Origin of the sequence: Corynebacterium limaceinasi (assembly GCF_046717465.1) — a bacterium.
Lineage (GTDB): Bacteria > Actinomycetota > Actinomycetes > Mycobacteriales > Mycobacteriaceae > Corynebacterium.
In genome coordinates this window covers 1449687-1468445 of record NZ_CP177100.1, presented here as the reverse complement: position 1 = coordinate 1468445, position 18759 = coordinate 1449687, and the positions used below count along the sequence as shown (strand labels likewise).

Here is an 18759-nt window from a genome sequence, read left to right as displayed (position 1 = left end):
CCTTGAACACGGCATAATCAGGCAGAGTAAGGCTTGGTCTTTTTAGGAGAAAAGGGGTTGTGCGTACCGTGGAACGCAGATTAGGCACCACACGGTGGTGGGGGCGCCGTCCCAAAATCATGGCGGTTGCAGCAGGGCTTTCCGCCCTGGCGCTGGTAGCGGCCTCGTGCAGTAGTGAGGAATCTGAGGGCGGTGACCAGGCCTCGCCCGCCGATCCGGAGTCCTATAACTACCCCGGGTATATGGTTAACTCTCAGCTGACCACGACGAATGCGGGCACCGCCTTCGGCAGCACCACCTCAGCGGCCCAACTTTCGGCGCGGCTTTATCCCGGTCTTTTTGTGCCGGGCCCCTCCGGACAGCTCATTCCCAATGCGGATTTGGTAGAGACCGAAGAGCTTCCGCCGGCAGCAGATAGTGATCAGGAAAGCGTGCGTTTGACGCTTGCTGATGACGCCACGTTCTCCGATGGTGCGCCCGTCACCTGCGATGATTACCTGCTTTCCTATACGGCTGGCACGCACCCGGTTGAATTTGCCTCGCATATGCCACTAATGAATGACATCGCCGATATCGAGTGCACACCGCAGAGCAAAGCCTTTACGCTGACTTTCCAGAAAGACCAGGGACATCGGTGGCGCCAAATGTTTGGCCCTGGCACCGTTATGCCTGCGCATGCGCTTGCGCAGAAGACGGACATGAGCATGGAGGATCTCAACGCGGCCCTGCATGCAGGAGACATGGCGGCGCTGCAGCCAGTAGCGGAATTGTGGCGCTATGGTTTTTCTACAGCCAAGGATGACTTTGACCCACAGCTGCAGGTGTCCTACGGCCCATTTACCGCGGATAAGATTGGTGATTCCGGCGAGGTCTTTTTAAAAGCCAATGAGCAGTATCGCGGCGACAAACCTGCCTTGGATCGCCTTGTCATATGGCCGGGTACTGCCAACGCACAGGAACTTGCGGATAAGGGCGTTCTCAAGGTGGCAGATTCCGCCACCGCGGCGCCCGATTGGCTTTCAGGGAACGCGGTTAAGGACGCAGAATCCGAGGAAGGCAACGACGCCTCAGAATCCACAAACGGATCTGGCTCGAATAAAGAAAGCGACTCCAATGCGGAGGGCTCCGCGGGCACAGAGAATGCCGAGTTTGAGACGATCACCAAGGTGGGCCTGCAAACCGATACGTTGACGCTGTCGCAGGCCGGGATTTTTGCGGAGCCTTCTGCTAGAAAGGCATTTGCTGCTTGCGTCGACCAAGCGGCGTTAGCACAAAAGAGCTCCGAAATATCTGGTGTCGATGTTCCCCCGGCTTATGTGCGCACCGTCTCTGTCCAAGATCCGGTGGCCCAAACGCTAGGCTCGGTGGCGAAGGACCACGAGGGAACGGACATGGCTGCGGCCGGCCAGTTGAACGGGTCCACCATCAGGGTGGGCTACGTTGGCCCGGATAAGCGCTATCAGGCGATGGTTGATGCGCTGCGCGCCTCTTGCGAGCCGGCGGGGATTACCATCGAGGATGCTGCGGCGGAGAACCTATCGCAGTTTTATCTCAACCCTGATCCGGAATCGGGGCAGCCAACCATTGATGCCTTCTTGGGCCCAGTCGATCCGCTGACCGAGTACTCCGCCGCTGATTCCAGTATTAAAAATTCCGTTCAGCTCAAGGAGCAGGAAGAGCAGCTGTGGGAGAGTGTTCCCTCCATTCCAGTCGCTGCGCAGCCGCGCGCGTTTATCGTTCACCGCGACGTGGAGGGTGTCCTGCCGTACACTGGCGTCTCGGGCATCGGCTGGAATATGGATCGTTGGCACGTGCCGGCAGAAGAACCTGTGGAGAAGGCCTAGGCCTTTTCGTTTTTAAATTTATTCTCGCTATTTAATTCTCAAGGAAGATGATGACTTCTCACTATGAATCAGCAGCACAAGCTTTGCGCGACAAGGTGCGCCTTGTGCAGGACTTTCCAGAAGAAGGAATTCTTTTTGAAGACCTCACACCGGTATTAGCCGATCCTGAGGCATTTCGGGCCGTTGTTGATGGTCTCGCGGCCGCCTGCGAGGAGCTGGGCGCGGATCTTATCGGCGGCCTGGATGCCCGCGGATTCTTGTTGGGCTCTGCCGTGGCGTACAAGCTGGGCTTGGGTATTTTGGCCATCCGCAAGAAGGGCAAGCTTCCACCGCCGGTATATACCGAAGAATACGAGCTGGAGTACGGCTCGGCCGCATTGGAGATCCCAGCCAGCGGCGTCGATGTGAAGGGCAAGCGCGTGGTGCTTGTCGATGACGTCCTGGCCACCGGTGGCACCCTCCACGGCGCCAAGCTGCTGCTCGAGTCTGCAGGCGCCGAGGTCGCGGGCAACGTCGTGGTGCTAGAAGTTAAGGGTCTTAATGGACGCGAACGCTTATCGGGCCCGCCGCTCATTGTGCTGGATGACGCTGACTAAGATGGTGTGTCTAAGCTAGATCACACGATCTGGAAAGGCGCTGCAGCCAGCAGTACAGGCTGCGGCATTGTGAAGGGCGGTAGAGATGGCCACGGATAAGTCAGCAAAACGCCAGGCTAATAACGGGATGCGGAGCATGTCTGCCCGGCTTGCTCGGTCACTGACCGGCGGGCGGGTCAAGATTAACCCCGCGCTCGATCCCCTCATGTCCATTCACCGGAAATTCCACCCCAAAGCGGATGCGGAACTACTCAACGCTGCCTATAACACCGCAGAAAGGTTGCACGAGGGAGTATTCCGCAAGTCGGGCGAGCCGTATATTACGCACCCCCTGGCCGTAGCCACGATTGCCGCGGAAATTGGTATGGATACCACCACCATCGTTGCAGCGCTCCTGCACGATACGGTGGAGGATACCGATTACACGCTTGAAGATCTGACCCGCGACTTTGGGCCAGAAGTCGCCCGGCTCGTTGATGGCGTGACCAAACTGGACAAGGTGGCCTTGGGTGCAGCGGCCGAGGCTGAGACCATCCGGAAGATGATCGTCGCCATGGCCAACGATCCGCGCGTGCTGGTCATCAAAGTCAGCGACCGTCTGCACAATATGCGCACCATGCGCTTTTTGCCGCCGGAAAAGCAAGCTAAGAAGGCACGCCAGACGCTAGAGGTCATCGCCCCCTTGGCCCACCGTCTGGGCATGGCGAGCGTGAAATGGGAATTAGAGGATCTGTCTTTTGCCATCCTCTATCCCAAAATGTACGACGAAATCGTCCGCATGGTGGCAGAGCGTGCGCCCTTGCGCGATCGCGCCTTGAAGGAAATCATCAACCAAGTTAGCGCCGCCTTAAAGGAAAACGGCATCGAGGCTGAGGTAATGGGCCGGCCGAAGCACTACTGGTCCATCTATCAAAAGATGGTCGTGCGCGGCCGCGAGTTCGCGGAGATTTTTGACCTGGTGGGCATCCGCGTACTGGTGGATGACATCAATAGCTGTTACGCCGCCATTGGCGTCGTGCACTCCATTTACCAGGCTCTGCCTGGGCGTTTTAAGGATTATGTTTCCTCCCCGCGCTTTGGCGTCTACCAGTCTCTGCACACCACGGTGCTCGCGGACGGCGGAGCAACCCTAGAGGTGCAGGTCCGTACGCACGAGATGCACTACAACGCCGAATTCGGCGTCGCCGCGCACTGGCGCTATAAGGAAACCAAGGGGAAGAATTCTGGGCATCAAGAAGAGGTGGACCAGATGGCCTGGATGCGTCAGCTGCTGGACTGGCAGAAGGAAGCGGCAGATCCCAATGAGTTCCTCGATTCCTTGCGCTATGACCTGACGGCGCGCCAGATCTTTGCCTTTACCCCAAAGGGCGATGTGGTGGATCTGCCGGCGGGTTCCACCCCGGTGGATTTTGCCTACGCCGTGCATACGGAGGTCGGCCACCGCTGCATTGGCGCCAAGGTCAACGGCAAATTGGTGGCGCTAGAATCGCCGCTGAAATCCGGCGACAAGGTAGAAATCTTTACTTCCAAGGATCCCAACGCCGGCCCATCGCGCGATTGGCAGGAATTCTTGGTCTCGCCGCGGGCCAAGGCGAAGGTACGGCAGTGGTTTGCCAAGGAAAGGCGCGAGGAACACCTCGAAGCCGGACGCGATGCCTTGGCCTCTGAGGTGCAGCGCGGCGGCTTGCCGATGCACCGCCTGTTTACTGCCAGCTCCATGAAGCAGGTGGCAGAACAGCTGCACTATCCTGATGTCGATGCCCTGTACACGGCCATCGGCGCAGGCCACGTCTCCGCACAGCACGTGGCCAACCAATTGGTGGCCATGTTCGGCGACCGCGATGATGCCGTGGATGCCCTGGCCTCCCGAACCCCACTCTCGGAGCTCGAGCAGTCCCGCGCGCAGCATACTAAGGACTCCGCCTCCGGCACCGGCATCTTGGTGGAGGGAAGCCCCGATGTCATGGCTAAGCTTGCGAAGTGCTGCCAGCCGGTGCCTGGGGACGCCATTTTTGGTTTTGTCACCCGTGGCGGGGGAGTATCCGTGCACCGTGCGGACTGCGCCAACGCGGAAAAGCTCAAATCTGAGCCGGAGCGCATGCTGAAGGTGGAGTGGTCCTCTGGCACCTCTTCTACCGGCGCCTTTTCCGCAACTCTGCAGCTTGAGGCGTTGGACCGCCAGGGCCTGCTGTCTGAGCTGACGCGGGTTCTAAGTGATCAAAACATCAATGTGTTGACGATGAATTCTAACCGCGGCGAGGACCAAATTGCCACGATGCGGTTTACCTTCTCTGTATCGGATACCAAACAGCTGGGTTCCTTGATGACGACGTTGCGCAATACCGAAGGCGTCTTTGACGTCTACCGCGTGACTGCCTAACCGCCTGACCGCCCGGCTACCTCCCTGTGCGGTTGCTCGACAGAGCAACGCGCGGGCGACGCGCACGTGACGATTGCGTGAACTCTTGGCGGAAGAAAGGTAAAAGCCCATTTCACGGGCTTCATGCTTCCTGCGAATGGGTTAAGAAAGCGGTATATATTGTCTGAATACTTTCTACGACACAGGAGTAACTATGCAGTTCCGCCGCATTGGCCAGTTGGTGGCCGCTACTACCGCCACCGCCGTCGCGCTCTCCGGCACACACGCCCTAGCGCAGGAGGATACGACCACCATCTCGGTCACCAATATCACTGACCTGCACGGCCACTTGGAAGATGGCCTGAGTGACCCTGCTAAGGCGGGCGATGAGATTGGTGTGGCTCGCCTGCAATCGCTTATCAAGCAGGTCAATGAAGGCCAAGAGTTCAACCTCACCTCTTCGGGCGATAACGTGGGCGGATCTGCATTCGTTTCGGCCATCTCTGATGACAAGTACACGCTAGAAGCGCTCAACGCCATGGGGATGAAGGTCACCGCAGTGGGCAACCACGAATTCGACAAGGGCACTGAGGACCTAACGGACCGTATCCAGCCCGCTTCTGACTATCCCATCCTCGGCGCCAATGTGTTAAAAGACGGCAAACCGCTTTTGGACGCCTCCCATGTGGAAGAAATCGACGGCGTAAAGGTCGGCTACGTCGGCACCGTCACCCAGAACACCAAGTTCAAGGTATCTGCGGCAAAGATTCCGGGCGTCACTTTTACCGATCCAGTCGAGGCAACGAATAAGGAGGCCACCCGCTTGAAGGAAAGCGGCGAGGCAGATGTCGTGGTCTCCCTCTTCCACGAAGACGCGGAGGAATACGCAGAAGGCTTCAACAAAGACGTCGATATCCTCTTTGGAGGCGATACCCACCAGACCACCCAGGGAACGCAAGAGCGCGACGGCGCCCTGCCACTGCAGTGGGCGCAAGGCTACGAGTACGGCAAGCTGCTTAACGATGCCGATATTACCTTCGACAAGGCCGCGGGCGAGGTAAAGAAGATTGAGCTCAAGCAGTACGATGCGACTGATGCGGCGCAGGTAGAGCCGGATGCTGAGATTGCGGGCATCGTTAAGAAGGCACAGGATGAGGCCGAGGTAAAAGGCTCGAAGACCGCTGGCACAGTCGAAACCGACTTATTCCGCGGCTCCGATGAGGGGCAAAAGCCAGGTTCCAACCGCGGTGTCGAGTCCACCCTGAATAACTTCATCGCTGACGGGCAACGTTATGCCATGAGCAAGCAGGTTGGCGAGGACATTGATCTTGGCGTGATGAACGCCGGCGGTGTGCGTGCCGATTTACAGGGCGGCGATGTCACATACAAGGACATCTTTGAGGTCCAGCCGTTTGGTAACTCGGTTATTACCGCGAAGGTCTCCGGCAAGGACTTCATCACCGCTTTAGAAAACCAGTGGCAAGATGGAAGCAGTCGGCCGCGTCTAGCCATGGGGCTGTCCAATAACGTCCAGGTGGTCTATGACCACACGGCATCCCACGGCGAGCGCGTCAAGTCCGTGACCATCAATGGCGAGCCCCTCGACGCGGATAAGGACTATTCCATCGCGCTATCGTCCTTCCTCGCCTCCAGCGACAGCGAAAAGGGTGGCGATGGCTACTTTGAGGCAGGCTCCATCAAGGACAAGAACGATGTGGGATACATGGATGCCCAGGCCATGATCGACTACATCGCCTCCGGTGAGTCCGAGGTCCGCAAGGGGCAGGGCCAGATTGGCGCCCACATCGATGGTGACATTGCCCCGGGCAAAGAAATCACCGTCGATCTGTCCAGCTTGAATTACACCAGCGAGGGAGAGCCCATGGCCAAGACCGTCACGGTGAAGCTTGGTGATGAGGAAGCAACCGCCAATATCGATAATTCCAAGCAGGAAGGCGATGACCAATTTGGCGAGCGCGGACGTGCGCAAGTGACGCTTAACGTTCCAGAAGGCCTGACGGGCTCCCAAAACCTAGAAATCACCACCGATGCAGGCACGCAAGCGATCCTGCCCGTGAAAGTGGACGAAGCCGGCGGTGACGAGGCCGGCTCCCAAGAGGATGGTTCAGAGGATGAAGACTCCCCGAAGCTCCCGCAAGGCTCGTCTATTGGCGGCGCAGCCCTTGCCATCGTGGCGGCACTAGCGGCAGGAATCGCCTTTATTGGTTTGAACCCCCAGGTGCTGCCGGCACCACTGCGGTCCATCTTTGATGACCTGCGCAAGACCTTTCACATCTAATTAGGGATCCAAATCCTGTGGATACGCGAAAAGCGCTTTTCCTCGCTTAAAGGGGGAAAAGCGCTTATTTTTCTGTGCTGTGTCGTGCATCCTAGTAACCTCAAAAGCCGTGGATATCTTTGAACGGTTTTTACGCGAGGCTACTTTTCAACTAGGAATCGAGCTACATCGAGTTCCTGTTGTCATGTTGTCTACATTAGGCATCTATCTCGCCTTTATGGTCTTGGTGAAGCTTTTTGGTTCCCGCGTATTGACCTCCATGACGGCCTCTGACGCGATCATCATCATTATGTTCGGTGCTGTTGCCGGGCGTGTGATCATTGGTGTTCCACCTACACTAGCGGCGGGTGTTATCGGGCTGACCACACTGATGGCCTTGGAAGCTGCATTCGGGACCATTCGCAAGGTAGTGAAATGGACGCGGTTTTTAGATCGGCGTCCAGTCCTTATCGTCTTTCAGGGCGAGATGATTGACGATAATCTCACCGTTTCCCATATCACTCGCTCTGACGTGTATTCCGCGGTGCGAAAGGCTGGTTTAGCCCGCATGGAAGACGTTCAGATTATGGTTTTAGAGCCCACCGGGCACATATCTGTCATCAAGAATGGTCAGGACATAGACCCAGATATCTTTAATGACCTCGTTGGCTCTGGGTATATCAAACAGGCCAAAGAGTCTTAAAGAATTGATAGAGGGGGAAGAACTTCAGGACTACTTTTCGTACAACCGCCGTGCAGATAAATAAGAGCACGGCGGTTAATCGCCCTCAAGAGGCATCAACGTCTAGAAAGGAAGTTTGAAGTTCTTTAGAAGGTCATCGATGTTGATGTACTTATTGGCGAACGCGAAGAGAGTGCCCAGTGCGCCGACAGCAGCAGTAATGACTTCGATCCAGGCCTTGACGGACTCAGGATTCGCGTCCTTGGAAGACAAGGCTTGCGTATTCTTGGCGTCGTTTTTCTTGTTTGCATCAGAATCAATGTTCTGGCTAGGAGTGCTGGTGGAGGCAGTAGAAGAGCCTTGAGCAACGGTATTCACATTCTCCGCGGCAGTGGCCACGGTGGTGCCAGCGAGAGTAACGGATAGGGCGGTTGCGCCGGCGAGGAAGGCCTTGCGGGAGAAACGCTTCATTGTGTTTCCTGTCAAGCTTGTGGTGTTCAAATTTTTTGGATATTAGACGGCTGCGTAGCTGTCTGAATTACCCGAGCTAATTTTAATAAAAAACATTATCAATAAGGAATGGGGGTGTTTGGAGGGGGTGATTAATGCAGATGGTGTGAATGGGAAGGATGTGCTTTCTGGAGCTAAGCGAGGTAGAAGGGTATTTAAGGAAAAGCATCGGATATGAAAATTCCCCAGCGCCACGCCACGATATAGTTCGTGCAGTGTGCTGGGGTGAGGCAAATGTAGAGGGAATGGGGGAGGCATCGGCAAGCGCCGATGCCGCAGACTAGGCCTTTACCGTAGCCTTTTTGATCTTTACCTCTTCTGCAGGCTTGCCATCCTCTTGGCCGCCTGGATTGCTACCTTGGTCACCGGTGTCTACGCCGGCCTCGGCAATCTTGTCTAGGGTCTTGAGGCCTTCTTCAGTGATGGTGCCGAAGTAGGTGTAGTTAGGAGGTAACTCCGAGTCATCGTAGTTAAGGAAGAACTGGGAGCCGTTGGTATCTGGGCCGCTATTGGCCATAGCGACGGAGCCGCGGGGGTAGACAACTGGGTTCTGCGCGTCCTCGTCATCAGTTTCATCGGTGGGGTATTCATCAGCAAAGCTGAAGCCCGGGCCGCCGGCACCGGAACCGGTGGGGTCGCCGCACTGGAGCACATTCAAGCCACCGGAGGTCATGCGGTGGCAGACGGTGTCATCGTAGAAGCCGGAGTCAGCCAGTTCCGAAATGGCGTGGGTAGTACAAGGCGCAGTGGCGCGGTCTAGGTCCATCTCGATCGGGCCCTGGGTGGTATCGAAGGATACAGTAACAGTGCCCTCGGTGGATATATCCTTGCCGTCGGGCTTCTTGGCACCGTGGCCATCCTGCCCATTGTCCTTGTACTCGCACTGGACGGTTGCAGGCAGGGCTTCCGCGCGCTTGCCGCTCAAGGGCTCTGCCTTGGGTGCTTCCTGCGTGGTCTGTGCTTCCGAGGTATCTTCCGCCTGGATTTCGCCCTCAGAGTCATCGCGGGTGGAGAGGAAGTAAATCCCTCCGGCGATGCCGAGGATGACGACGAGCGAGGCTAAGGCGACGCCAAAAGGACGAGTCTTTTGTTTGCGGTCACGGGACTTTAGTTCGCGGTCGAGCTTGTGCAGCGCGTCTTCTCCGCGCTTTTTATTATCTGGCACCGTGGGACAACCTTTCTAGCGATTATCGGTGACGTGTCTCAACTAGGACGATTTTAGCGGCTTTGCGGCCATGGGGATGACTTGGCTCGGGGATTGGCTTAAGCAATAAGCGGAGAGCTATAGCGGGGAAGCAAAAGTATCAGTACGCTCGGGGCCATGGCTGAAGTTAATTTTTCTGACGAACCTACCCAAACCGCTGGTGAACTTCCCGCAGTAGGGGAGTCCATCCCAGAATTCACTCTCGTTGGCACCGACCTCTCTGAGGTCACCAAAAAGGATTTCGAGGGCAAGCGCCTCGTTATCTCGATTTTCCCATCCATCGATACCGGCGTGTGCCAGCAGCAGTTGCGCACCTTTAATGAAAAGGCTGCGGGCTTGGACAACACCGTTGTCTTGTCCGTCTCCCGCGACCTACCTTTTGCACTGGATCGTTTCTGCGCCGCAGAGGGCATTGAAAACGTGGACACCGCCTCCGATTTCCGCTCCGATTTTGGCGAGAAGTTCGGCGTGACCTTGCAAGGCTCCCCGCTCAAGGGCCTTTTGGCACGCTCCGTTGTGGTCACCGACGCTGACCACAAGGTCATCTACAACGAGTTGGTGCCAGAGGTAACCACTGAGCCGGACTACGATAAGGCACTTGCCGCCCTGCAATAAAGCTTTAAGCTGGCAGGATATTTAAATCTAGCACCCAGCCTTTCCCCATAACCCACCGTGGCTGTGGGGGTGAAGGCTGGGTGCTTTTTGCATGCTTGCGGGGCCCTTGAGTTCAGAGGGGCGCTGCGTTCGGGAGCGCTGTGGGTGCAGGTCTCGTTAGACTTAAAGCATGGAGATTCAAGGATTTACCGCGGGCCCATTTAGCACCAATACTTATATCGCGGCGGAGGGAAAGCGCGCTTTCATCGTGGATCCAGGCATGGATTCCACGTCGCAGGTTCTAGCGTACGACTATGACTATGAAGCCATCGTGCTCACGCACGGGCACATTGACCACACTCGCGAGGCCGGTGACTTGGCGCAGGAGCTCGATATCCCCGTTTATATTCATCCCGCAGATAAGTTCATGTTGGATTCTGGGGAGGGTGTTTCCGCCCAGGCACAGGAGTTATTCCACGCCTCGAGAATGGTGCCCATTTCCGATCTCCGCGAACTCCACGGTGGGGAAGAACTGGAGCTAATCGGGCATACATTTACCCTCCAGCACGCGCCTGGGCATTCGCCGGGGTGCGTATTGATCATTTCGGATACTTTTGCCCTTACCGGGGACGTACTTTTTGCCGGGGGAATGGGGCGGGTCGATCTGCCGGATTCTAATCCACAGGCCATGCTGGACTCATTGGCGGGACCGGTGTGGGATTTAGACGATAAGCTGGACATTCTTCCCGGCCACGGCCCAACCTCGACCATGCGTCAGGAGAGGGCGACCAACCCATTCCTGCGAAAATCCCATGGGGTAGTCTAGTGACCATGAGTGAAGAGAAGCGGTTCCAGGCACTGTCCGCACCGAAGGGTGTGCCAGACTATTTCCCACCAGAGTCTGCGACTTTTTATAAGGTCCGCCAGACCATGGTGGAACAGGCGCATCTTTCCGGCTTTCAGCACATTGAATTGCCCATTTTTGAAGATACCGCGCTCTTTGCCCGCGGCGTGGGCGAATCTACCGACGTGGTCTCCAAGGAGATGTACACCTTTGCAGATCGCGGCGATCGCTCAGTGACCCTGCGCCCAGAGGGCACCGCGGGTGTGATGCGCTCGGTCATTCAACACAATCTGGACCGCGGTCAGCTGCCGGTAAAGCTGAACTACAGCGGGCCGTTCTTCCGCTATGAGCGCCCGCAGGCAGGGCGCTACCGCCAGCTTCAGCAGGTTGGCGTGGAAGCCATTGGCGTCGACGATCCCGCATTGGATGCGGAGGTCATCGCCCTGGCGGATCGCTCCTATAGGGCCCTGGGACTTTCCGGGTACCGCCTGGAATTGACCAGCTTGGGCGACCGGAATTGCCGGCCCGCCTACCGCGAAAAGCTGCAGGAATTCCTGTTTAAGCTGGACTTGGATGAGGAAACCCGCCGCCGCGCGGAGATCAATCCCTTGCGCGTCTTGGACGATAAGCGCCCAGACATGCAGGAGCAGCTTGCCGATGCCCCATTGATGCTCGACTACCTCAACGCCGAGTGCCGCGAGCACTTTGAGACCGTAACCGGCATGCTGGATGATATGGGTGTTGCCTACGAAATCAACCCGCGCATGGTGCGCGGCTTGGACTACTACACCAAGACCTGTTTTGAATTCGTCCACGATGGCCTGGGTGCGCAATCCGGTATTGGCGGCGGTGGCCGCTACGACGGGTTGATGGCGCAGCTTGGCGGCCAAGATCTCTCGGGCATCGGCTATGGCCTCGGCGTCGACCGCGCCATCCTCGCCCTTGAAGCGGAGGGAATCACCTTAGAAGGCAGTGATTCCCGCGTGGACGTCTACGGCATTGCCTTGGGCGCAGCGGCCAAGCGCCGCATGACCGGGATCATCAATGACCTGCGCAAGGCGGGAATCGCCGCGGACATGTCCTTTGGTGATCGCGGCCTTAAGGGGGCGATGAAGGGCGCTGACCGCGCGGGCGCGCGCTTTGCTCTGGTCTTGGGAGACCAAGAACTAGACAATGGCACCGTCGCCGTGAAGGACTTGGCCGCCCACGAACAGCGCGATGTTGAACTATCGCAGCTGGTTGCCATTCTGGGGCAGGATCTAGAAGGCTAAACGCAGGATCAAAAAAGGGGGCACCGAAATTACTCGGTGCCGCCCTTTTATGTGCTTTTGACTGATTAGCACTCCACCTGGGAAACGCTAAAGCCCATCGTCTTGGCCAAGCCGCCGAGGGAGGTCTCCTTGTACTTGGAGAGCATATCGCGGCCCGTATCCGCCATGGTTTGTACGGCATTATCTAGGGTGACGTGGTGGGTGCCTTCACCCATCATCGCCATGCGGGCGGCGTTAATGGATTTCACCGCGCCGATGGCGTTGCGCTCAATACAGGGGATCTGCACTAATCCACCTACCGGGTCACAGGTAAGGCCGAGGTTGTGTTCAAGGGCGATCTCTGCCGCATTTTCTACCTGGGCAGGCGTTGCACCAAGGAGTGCTGCCATTCCCGCAGCGGACATGGACGAGGCGGAGCCGACTTCTCCCTGGCAGCCCACCTCGGCGCCGGAAATTGAGGCATTTTGTTTGATGATCATGCCGATTGCGCCGGCGGTGAGCAGGTAGCGGCGTGCGGATTCGCGGCAGAAGCCACCATGGAAATCGCGCGCATAGTGCAAGACTGCGGGAATGATGCCGCAGGCGCCGTTGGTGGGCGCGGTGATAACGCGGCCGCCCGCAGCGTTTTGCTCGTTGACCGCTAAGGCGAAGAGGTTGACCCATTCCATGGCGGAAAATCCAGAGTGTGGGTCATTTTTCTGCTCGAGCAGCTGCGCATACATCTTGGGGGCACGCCGCGGCACTCGGAGACCACCGGGCAAGAGGCCCTTGGTGGAAATGCCATCGGTCACGCATTCGCGCATGATGTCCCATACGAGGTCCAAGTGGCGCAGGACAAAATCCGCGCCGCCCTCGTCCTGATGAAGTACTTCCTCATTGGCGAGGACGATTTCCCAAATATCTTTGTCGTTGGCCTCGCAGAGGTTGAGCAGTTCTTCACCGGTGGTGAACTCATAAGGCACGGTATCTTCTACGGTTGCTGCGGCAACGCCGGCGGGTACCTCGTGGCTATCGGCCATCTCCGCGTCTAACTCTTTGCGGGAGAGGATGAAGCCACCGCCGACGGAGAAGTACTGCTCGTCTTCAGCCAAGATAGTGCCATCAGCATCCCAGGCCTTGAAGATCATGCCGTTGGGGTGCTGGGGCAGTGGCTCGTTCTCAAAGGCAATTTCGTAGTCGACGGAGCCGGACGGGCCGGAGATGTTGCCTTCACTGGGGATTATGCCGCCGGCTTGTGGCTCGGCATCGATGGGAACGGTCAGCGGCTCCCAACCGGCGAGTCCCAGAATGACGGCGCGGTCGGAGGCGTGGCCGCGCCCAGTGGCGGCAAGCGAACCGCGCAGCTCCGCGGAGACGCGGGCGGGATGGGTATCGAGGGATTCTAGAAATTGCTTCGCGGCGCGCATCGGCCCAACCGTGTGTGAGGAGGAGGGACCAATGCCGATGGCGAAAATGTCAGTAACGCTAATAGTCATGGTGAAAGCCTTAAGAAACCTTTCTTGGTAGCAAGAGAGTTATCAGTCCAAGAGCATGAAAAAGAGATTTTCTCAGGCGCGGGGATTCAAGTGGAACATTTCTAAAATTCAAGCGTAGAGAAATATGTGACATGTATCAATTTTAGAATATGCGATAGGTATTGCGGCGCTAGTGCTTTCCGTCGTATTGGGACAAAATTTCCTCGAAAGGCAGAAATTCCTCGTCCACTCCGATCCCAGTGGGGCGGGAATGGGGTCCGGGCTTAGGGGCATCGGCAAGCCCGGCGACCCGATCCGTTGGGCGGATCATCTGATCTGCAAGCTGGGTGGCGGCGCGCTCGATGCGGCTGCGAATGCGCGCGCCCTCGGCGGTGCCCAGATCTTCTGTTGCCTGGAAAATGCCGGTGGGAACGACGTGGGCGTGCAGGTAATTCAATAGGGGGCGCAGCGCATAGTCCAAGATGAGCGCGTGGCGCGGTGAACCGCCCGTAGCGGCAACGATGGTAGGCAGTTCCTCCAAGGCGTGCGAATCCAGAACATCAAAAAACATCTTGAACAGCCCGGAGTAGCTTCCTTGGAACGCGGGCGTGACGGCAATAAAGCCATCGGCCGTAGACAGCAGCTCTTTCGCTTCATCCAAGTGGGGCGTCGGGGCCGCCCAATTGGTCATGGCCGTGGCCAATTCAGAAGCAAGGGTGCGCACCTCAATGATGTGGGTGTTCACGCCTTCACCGCGTGCGGAAATCTTTGCCTCGGTGGCTTCTGCAATAGTCTCAGCTAATTGCCGGGTAGATGATGGCTCCGATAGCCCGGCCGTGAGGACAACCAAAGATCGCATTGTTTAGTCCTCCTTTCCAGGGCTTACGCGAAAGTGTGGGGAATCTGGGTGCTGCTTGAGCGTGGCATGCGTTGGTGGGTCTGAGGGTACATGGTCTGGTCGCCGCTGCTCAAAGCGTCGGCGGAGCTCTGGGACGACTTGAGTGCCAAGAATTTCTATCTGCTTGAGCACCACTTCTTGCGGCAGGCCCGCGTGATCGATGAGGAAGAGCTGGCGTTGGTAATCGCCCACGTAGTCCGCAAATTTCAGGGTGCGCTCAATAACCTGCTCTGCGGTACCCACGGTCAGCGGGGTGTAGTCAGTAAACTCCTCCAGGCTAGGCCCGTGCCCGTACACGGGTGCGTTATCGAAGTACGGGCGGAAGAACTTCTTGGCTTCCTCTTCAGTATCGCCAATGAATACCTGGCCGCCGAGACCCACGATGGCTTGGTCGGCCTGACCGTGGCCATAGGAGGCGAAGCGGCGCCGGTACATGGTGACCATCTTGGCCGTGTGTTCCTGATTCCAGAAAATATTATTGTGGAAGAACCCGTCGCCATAATAGGCCGCTTGTTCTGCAATCTGTGTAGAGCGAATTGAGCCGTGCCATACAAACGGCGGGACGCCATCGAGGGGCGCCGGGGTAGAGGTAAACGCCTGCAACGGGGTGCGGAATTTGCCCTCCCAGTTGACGCTATTTTCGCGCCACAGGCGGCGCAGCAAGTGGTAATTTTCCACGGCCAAGGGGATGCCTTGGCGGATATCTTTGCCAAACCACGGGTAGACGGGGCCGGTATTGCCGCGTCCCATCATCAGGTCCACACGGCCGCCGGAAAGGTGCTGCAAAAAGGCGTAATCTTCCGCGATCTTTACCGGGTCATTGGTGGTAATTAGCGTCGTGGAGGTAGAAAGCTGCAGGCGCTTAGTCTGCGCCGCAATATAGGCCAGGTGGGTCGTCGGGGAGGAGGGGACGAAGGGCGGGTTGTGGTGCTCGCCTGTGGCAAAGACATCGAGGCCCACTTCTTCCGCCTTGAGCGCGATTTCCGTAATATTGCGGATTCGCTCCGCCTCTGACGGGGTTTCGCCCGTCGTTGGATCGGTGGTCACATCTCCGACCGTGAAAATGCCAAATTGCATGGTGTCCCTTTCTACGTACCTATAATCATTGTACGTGACATGTCAACAACGTGGGAGGGGAGATTGTTCCCAAACGAGTAAAGAGGGGGACGGGAATTAGCTGTAGACCCCGCGCCCCAAGGTGTCGCACTCAGCCATCCGGCCGGAATTATAACCAGCAAGGAAAGCCCGCTGGCGTTGCTCGGAGGAGCCGTGCGTCCACGCATCGGGTTGGACCTGCCCGGTGGAACGCCGCTGGATATTATCGTCGCCCACAGCCTGCGCCGCGGTGACTGCGTCAGCGACCTGCTGCTGGGAAATCGGTTCCAGCAGCGCATCCTCGCCCTTATCTGCATGAGAAGCCCAAATACCTGCGTAGCAATCTGCCTGGAGCTCGATCTTTACCGCATTGGAATCCGCGCCGGGGTCGTTATAGTCAGATAGCTGCAGCGTGCCCTCGAGCTGCTGAATGTGGTGGCCAAACTCGTGGGCGACGATGTACATCTGCGCGAATGGGGCATTGTGCGCGCCGTAGTTGCTCAGGGAATCGAAAAAGGTGGTATCGAAATACGCCGATTGGTCGGCGGGGCAATAAAAGGGACCCGTGGCTGAAGAGGCGGTGCCGCAACCGGAATTGGTGGAGCCATTAAAAATCACCCGGCCAGGGTTGGTGTATTCGATGCCGGCTTGCTCGGGCAGCTCGGCGGTCCAGACGTTATCCACGCTCATGGCGGTAAACATGACCCGGCAGTCATCGTATTTATTGCCGTCTTCTGCCGTTTGGCAGTGATCGAAGGCAGAATCATCGGCACCGGAGTGGGACTGCTCATTGCCCAGGAGGGCGCCAATATCGGAGGGGTTTCCTCCCAATAAGAGGTAGAGCCCGACGAGCATGACGGAGCCGATGCCGCCGCCTAAAGCGAGGCCGCCGCCACCGCCGGAGGTTGCGCGCTGGCCATCGAAATCGGCACCAGATTTAAACGTCATGCCTAAATAGTGCCACACCTTTTCGGCGTCTTCAGTGCGTACCGGCCACATTTATGCGCGGTACTGGCAGCGGCGTCCGGTTCGCACCCATGCCTAGTGCCTTAAATGGACTTAATAGGAGAAGAAACGGCGATGGGATGTAGAATTGGCCAAGTTCCTAGTCTTGTGCTTGGTTGGGCGCGCGCTGTTTACGCGTGGCTGGACCCGCAAGTAACTCCATTTCAGAAGGGATTGAATTATAGTGCTGCGTACCCATTTGGCCGGTGAGCTCCGCAAAGAACTGGCAGAAGAGACCGTAACCCTAACCGGTTGGGTGTCTCGTCGCCGTGACCACGGCGGCGTGATCTTCATTGACCTGCGCGATCGTTCCGGCATTGCCCAGGTGGTCTTCCGCGAATCCGATGTGGCAGAGCGCGCCCACGACCTGCGTTCGGAATACTGCGTCAAGGTAACCGGCGTAGTGGAACCGCGCCCAGAAGGCTCCGAAAACCCGAACCTGCCTTCCGGAGACATCGAGGTCAACGTCACCGACCTGGAGGTGCTCAACAAATCCGCAGCGCTGCCCTTCCAGGTAGATGATCCTTCCGCCTCTGGCGAGGTAGGCGAGGAGACCCGCCTGAAGTACCGCTACTTGGATCTGCGCCGCGAGCGCCAGGCCAAGGCCCTGCGCCTGCGCTCCGCTGCCAACCGCGCGGCCCGCAACGTGCTGGATAAGCACGATTTCGCCGAAATCGAAACCCCTACCTTGACCCGCTCCACCCCTGAGGGCGCCCGCGACTTTTTGGTCCCTGCCCGCCTGAAGCCGGGCTCCTGGTACGCGCTGCCGCAGTCGCCGCAGCTGTTCAAGCAGCTGCTGATGGTGGCGGGCATGGAGCGCTATTACCAGATCGCGCGGTGCTACCGCGATGAGGACTTCCGCGCCGACCGCCAGCCGGAATTTACCCAGCTAGACGTGGAGATGTCCTTCGTGGATCAAGACGATGTCATTGCGCTTGGTGAAGAGATTGTCAAAGAGCTGTGGAAGCTCATCGGCTATGACATTCAGACCCCGATCCCGCGCATGACCTATGCCGATGCCATGAAGTACTACGGCTCCGATAAGCCGGATCTGCGCTTCGACATCAAGATCGTCGAGTGCACGGAGTTCTTCAAGGACACTACCTTCCGCGTCTTCCAGAACGAATACGTCGGCGCCGTAGTCATGGACGGCGGTGCTTCGCAGCCGCGCCGCCAGTTTGATGCATGGCAGGACTGGGCCAAGCAGCGCGGCGCCAAGGGCCTTGCCTACATCACCGTTGCAGAAGATGGCACTTTGGGCGGGCCAGTAGCCAAGAACATCACCGACGCGGAGCGCGAGGGCATCGCCGAGCACGTGGGCGCAAAGCCTGGTGACGCCATCTTCTTCGCCGCCGGCGATACCAAGTCTTCCCGCGCGCTGCTGGGTGCGGCCCGCGGTGAAATCGCCAAGAAGCTCGACCTCATCAAGGAAGGTGACTGGGCCTTTACCTGGGTCGTTGACGCCCCGCTCTTTGAGCCTTCTGCCGATGCCACCGCTTCCGGCGACGTGGCCTTGGGCCACTCCAAGTGGACCGCGGTGCACCACGCTTTTACCTCGCCGAAGCCGGAGTGGATCGATTCCTTCGACGAGAACCCGGGCGAGGCCACGGCCTACGCTTATGACATCGTCTGCAACGGCAACGAGATCGGCGGCGGTTCTATCCGTATCCACCAAGAAGATGTGCAAAAGCGTGTCTTCGAGGTCATGGGCATCGGCGATGAGGAAGCACAAGAAAAGTTCGGCTTCTTGCTTGACGCTTTCTCCTACGGCGCACCTCCACACGGCGGCATCGCCTTTGGCTGGGACCGCATCGTGTCCCTCTTGGGCGGCTTTGACTCCATCCGCGACGTCATTGCCTTCCCGAAGTCCGGTGGCGGCGTGGATCCGCTTACCGATGCCCCCGCGCCCATCCCTGCCGCACAGCGCAAGGAGACCGGCGTGGATTTCAAGCCGGAGAAGAAAAAGAACGGCGAAGAGGCTAAGGCCGCGAAATCAGAGCAGGAGAACTAGCTCTTAGGCTCGCTATCACGACACCATTTTTAGGGTAAGCGGGGCGCGCGTCCTCGCCGCAGCGGAAACTTGTGCGGCGAGGGTGTAGCCCCCGCTTTGTGTTGGCGGGCATAC

Annotated in this window: 15 protein-coding genes; 9 read left to right on the top strand and 6 right to left on the bottom strand. The window is 57.9% G+C overall.

Annotation, left to right across the window (positions count from 1 at the left end; translation table 11 throughout):
* The first annotated feature begins 68 nt into the window (after window positions 1-68).
* From ACLI1Q_RS07145 to ACLI1Q_RS07125, 5 genes are all read left to right on the top strand, one after another.
* The gene (locus ACLI1Q_RS07145; RefSeq protein ID WP_239268266.1) at window positions 69-1844 is read left to right on the top strand and encodes an ABC transporter substrate-binding protein; all 1776 of its coding nucleotides are present in this window, start codon (window positions 69-71) and stop codon (window positions 1842-1844) included.
* Window positions 1845-1894: 50 nt separating this feature from the next.
* Window positions 1895-2440: an adenine phosphoribosyltransferase gene (locus tag ACLI1Q_RS07140; protein ID WP_239268264.1), complete on the top strand. Its 546-nt coding sequence runs from the start codon at window positions 1895-1897 to the stop codon at window positions 2438-2440.
* Between the two features lie 85 nt (window positions 2441-2525).
* Window positions 2526-4820 (top strand): RelA/SpoT family protein, encoded by a 2295-nt coding sequence (locus ACLI1Q_RS07135; RefSeq protein ID WP_411696937.1) that lies wholly within the window; start codon window positions 2526-2528, stop codon window positions 4818-4820.
* Between the two features lie 193 nt (window positions 4821-5013).
* Entirely contained in the window at window positions 5014-7098 is a 2085-nt protein-coding gene (locus tag ACLI1Q_RS07130) for a bifunctional metallophosphatase/5'-nucleotidase (RefSeq protein ID WP_239275215.1), read from the top strand.
* A 109-nt stretch (window positions 7099-7207) separates the two neighbouring features.
* The gene (locus ACLI1Q_RS07125; protein WP_410755690.1) at window positions 7208-7780 is read left to right on the top strand and encodes a DUF421 domain-containing protein; all 573 of its coding nucleotides are present in this window, start codon (window positions 7208-7210) and stop codon (window positions 7778-7780) included.
* A 102-nt stretch (window positions 7781-7882) separates the two neighbouring features.
* Here the strand turns inward: ACLI1Q_RS07125 and ACLI1Q_RS07120 are convergent, their stop codons facing one another.
* Window positions 7883-8230 (bottom strand): hypothetical protein, encoded by a 348-nt coding sequence (locus tag ACLI1Q_RS07120; RefSeq protein WP_411696936.1) that lies wholly within the window; start codon window positions 8228-8230, stop codon window positions 7883-7885.
* 319 nt (window positions 8231-8549) lie between these two features.
* Complete coding sequence (locus ACLI1Q_RS07115) at window positions 8550-9434, bottom strand: peptidylprolyl isomerase (RefSeq protein WP_239275217.1); 885 nt, start codon at window positions 9432-9434, stop codon at window positions 8550-8552.
* Between the two features lie 156 nt (window positions 9435-9590).
* Between ACLI1Q_RS07115 and tpx the strand changes: the two genes are divergently transcribed.
* From tpx to hisS, 3 genes are all read left to right on the top strand, one after another.
* A complete protein-coding gene (gene tpx, locus ACLI1Q_RS07110; protein WP_239268254.1) occupies window positions 9591-10088 on the top strand; it encodes a thiol peroxidase in 498 nt (165 codons plus the stop codon).
* Window positions 10089-10257: 169 nt separating this feature from the next.
* Window positions 10258-10893, top strand: a complete 636-nt coding sequence (locus ACLI1Q_RS07105) for an MBL fold metallo-hydrolase (protein ID WP_239268252.1) — start codon at window positions 10258-10260, stop codon at window positions 10891-10893.
* Window positions 10894-10898: 5 nt separating this feature from the next.
* The gene (gene hisS, locus ACLI1Q_RS07100; RefSeq protein WP_239268250.1) at window positions 10899-12182 is read left to right on the top strand and encodes a histidine--tRNA ligase; all 1284 of its coding nucleotides are present in this window, start codon (window positions 10899-10901) and stop codon (window positions 12180-12182) included.
* Window positions 12183-12247: 65 nt separating this feature from the next.
* Here the strand turns inward: hisS and ACLI1Q_RS07095 are convergent, their stop codons facing one another.
* The 4 genes from ACLI1Q_RS07095 to ACLI1Q_RS07080 all read right to left on the bottom strand — a co-directional run bounded on the left by ACLI1Q_RS07095 (window position 12248) and on the right by ACLI1Q_RS07080 (window position 16577).
* On the bottom strand, window positions 12248-13657 hold the full coding sequence (locus ACLI1Q_RS07095) for an L-serine ammonia-lyase (protein WP_284771480.1): 1410 nt from the start codon (window positions 13655-13657) through the stop codon (window positions 12248-12250).
* A gap of 169 nt (window positions 13658-13826) precedes the next feature.
* Window positions 13827-14495, bottom strand: coding sequence for an FMN reductase (locus ACLI1Q_RS07090; protein WP_284771481.1), 669 nt, complete (start codon window positions 14493-14495; stop codon window positions 13827-13829).
* Window positions 14496-14498: 3 nt separating this feature from the next.
* Window positions 14499-15611 (bottom strand): LLM class flavin-dependent oxidoreductase, encoded by a 1113-nt coding sequence (locus ACLI1Q_RS07085; protein ID WP_284771482.1) that lies wholly within the window; start codon window positions 15609-15611, stop codon window positions 14499-14501.
* A gap of 96 nt (window positions 15612-15707) precedes the next feature.
* Window positions 15708-16577 (bottom strand): neutral zinc metallopeptidase, encoded by an 870-nt coding sequence (locus tag ACLI1Q_RS07080; protein WP_284771483.1) that lies wholly within the window; start codon window positions 16575-16577, stop codon window positions 15708-15710.
* A 241-nt stretch (window positions 16578-16818) separates the two neighbouring features.
* On the opposite strand from ACLI1Q_RS07080, the gene aspS reads away from it, so the two are divergent.
* The gene (aspS, locus tag ACLI1Q_RS07075) at window positions 16819-18645 is read left to right on the top strand and encodes an aspartate--tRNA ligase (protein WP_023030669.1); all 1827 of its coding nucleotides are present in this window, start codon (window positions 16819-16821) and stop codon (window positions 18643-18645) included.
* The last annotated feature ends 114 nt before the right edge of the window (window positions 18646-18759 follow it).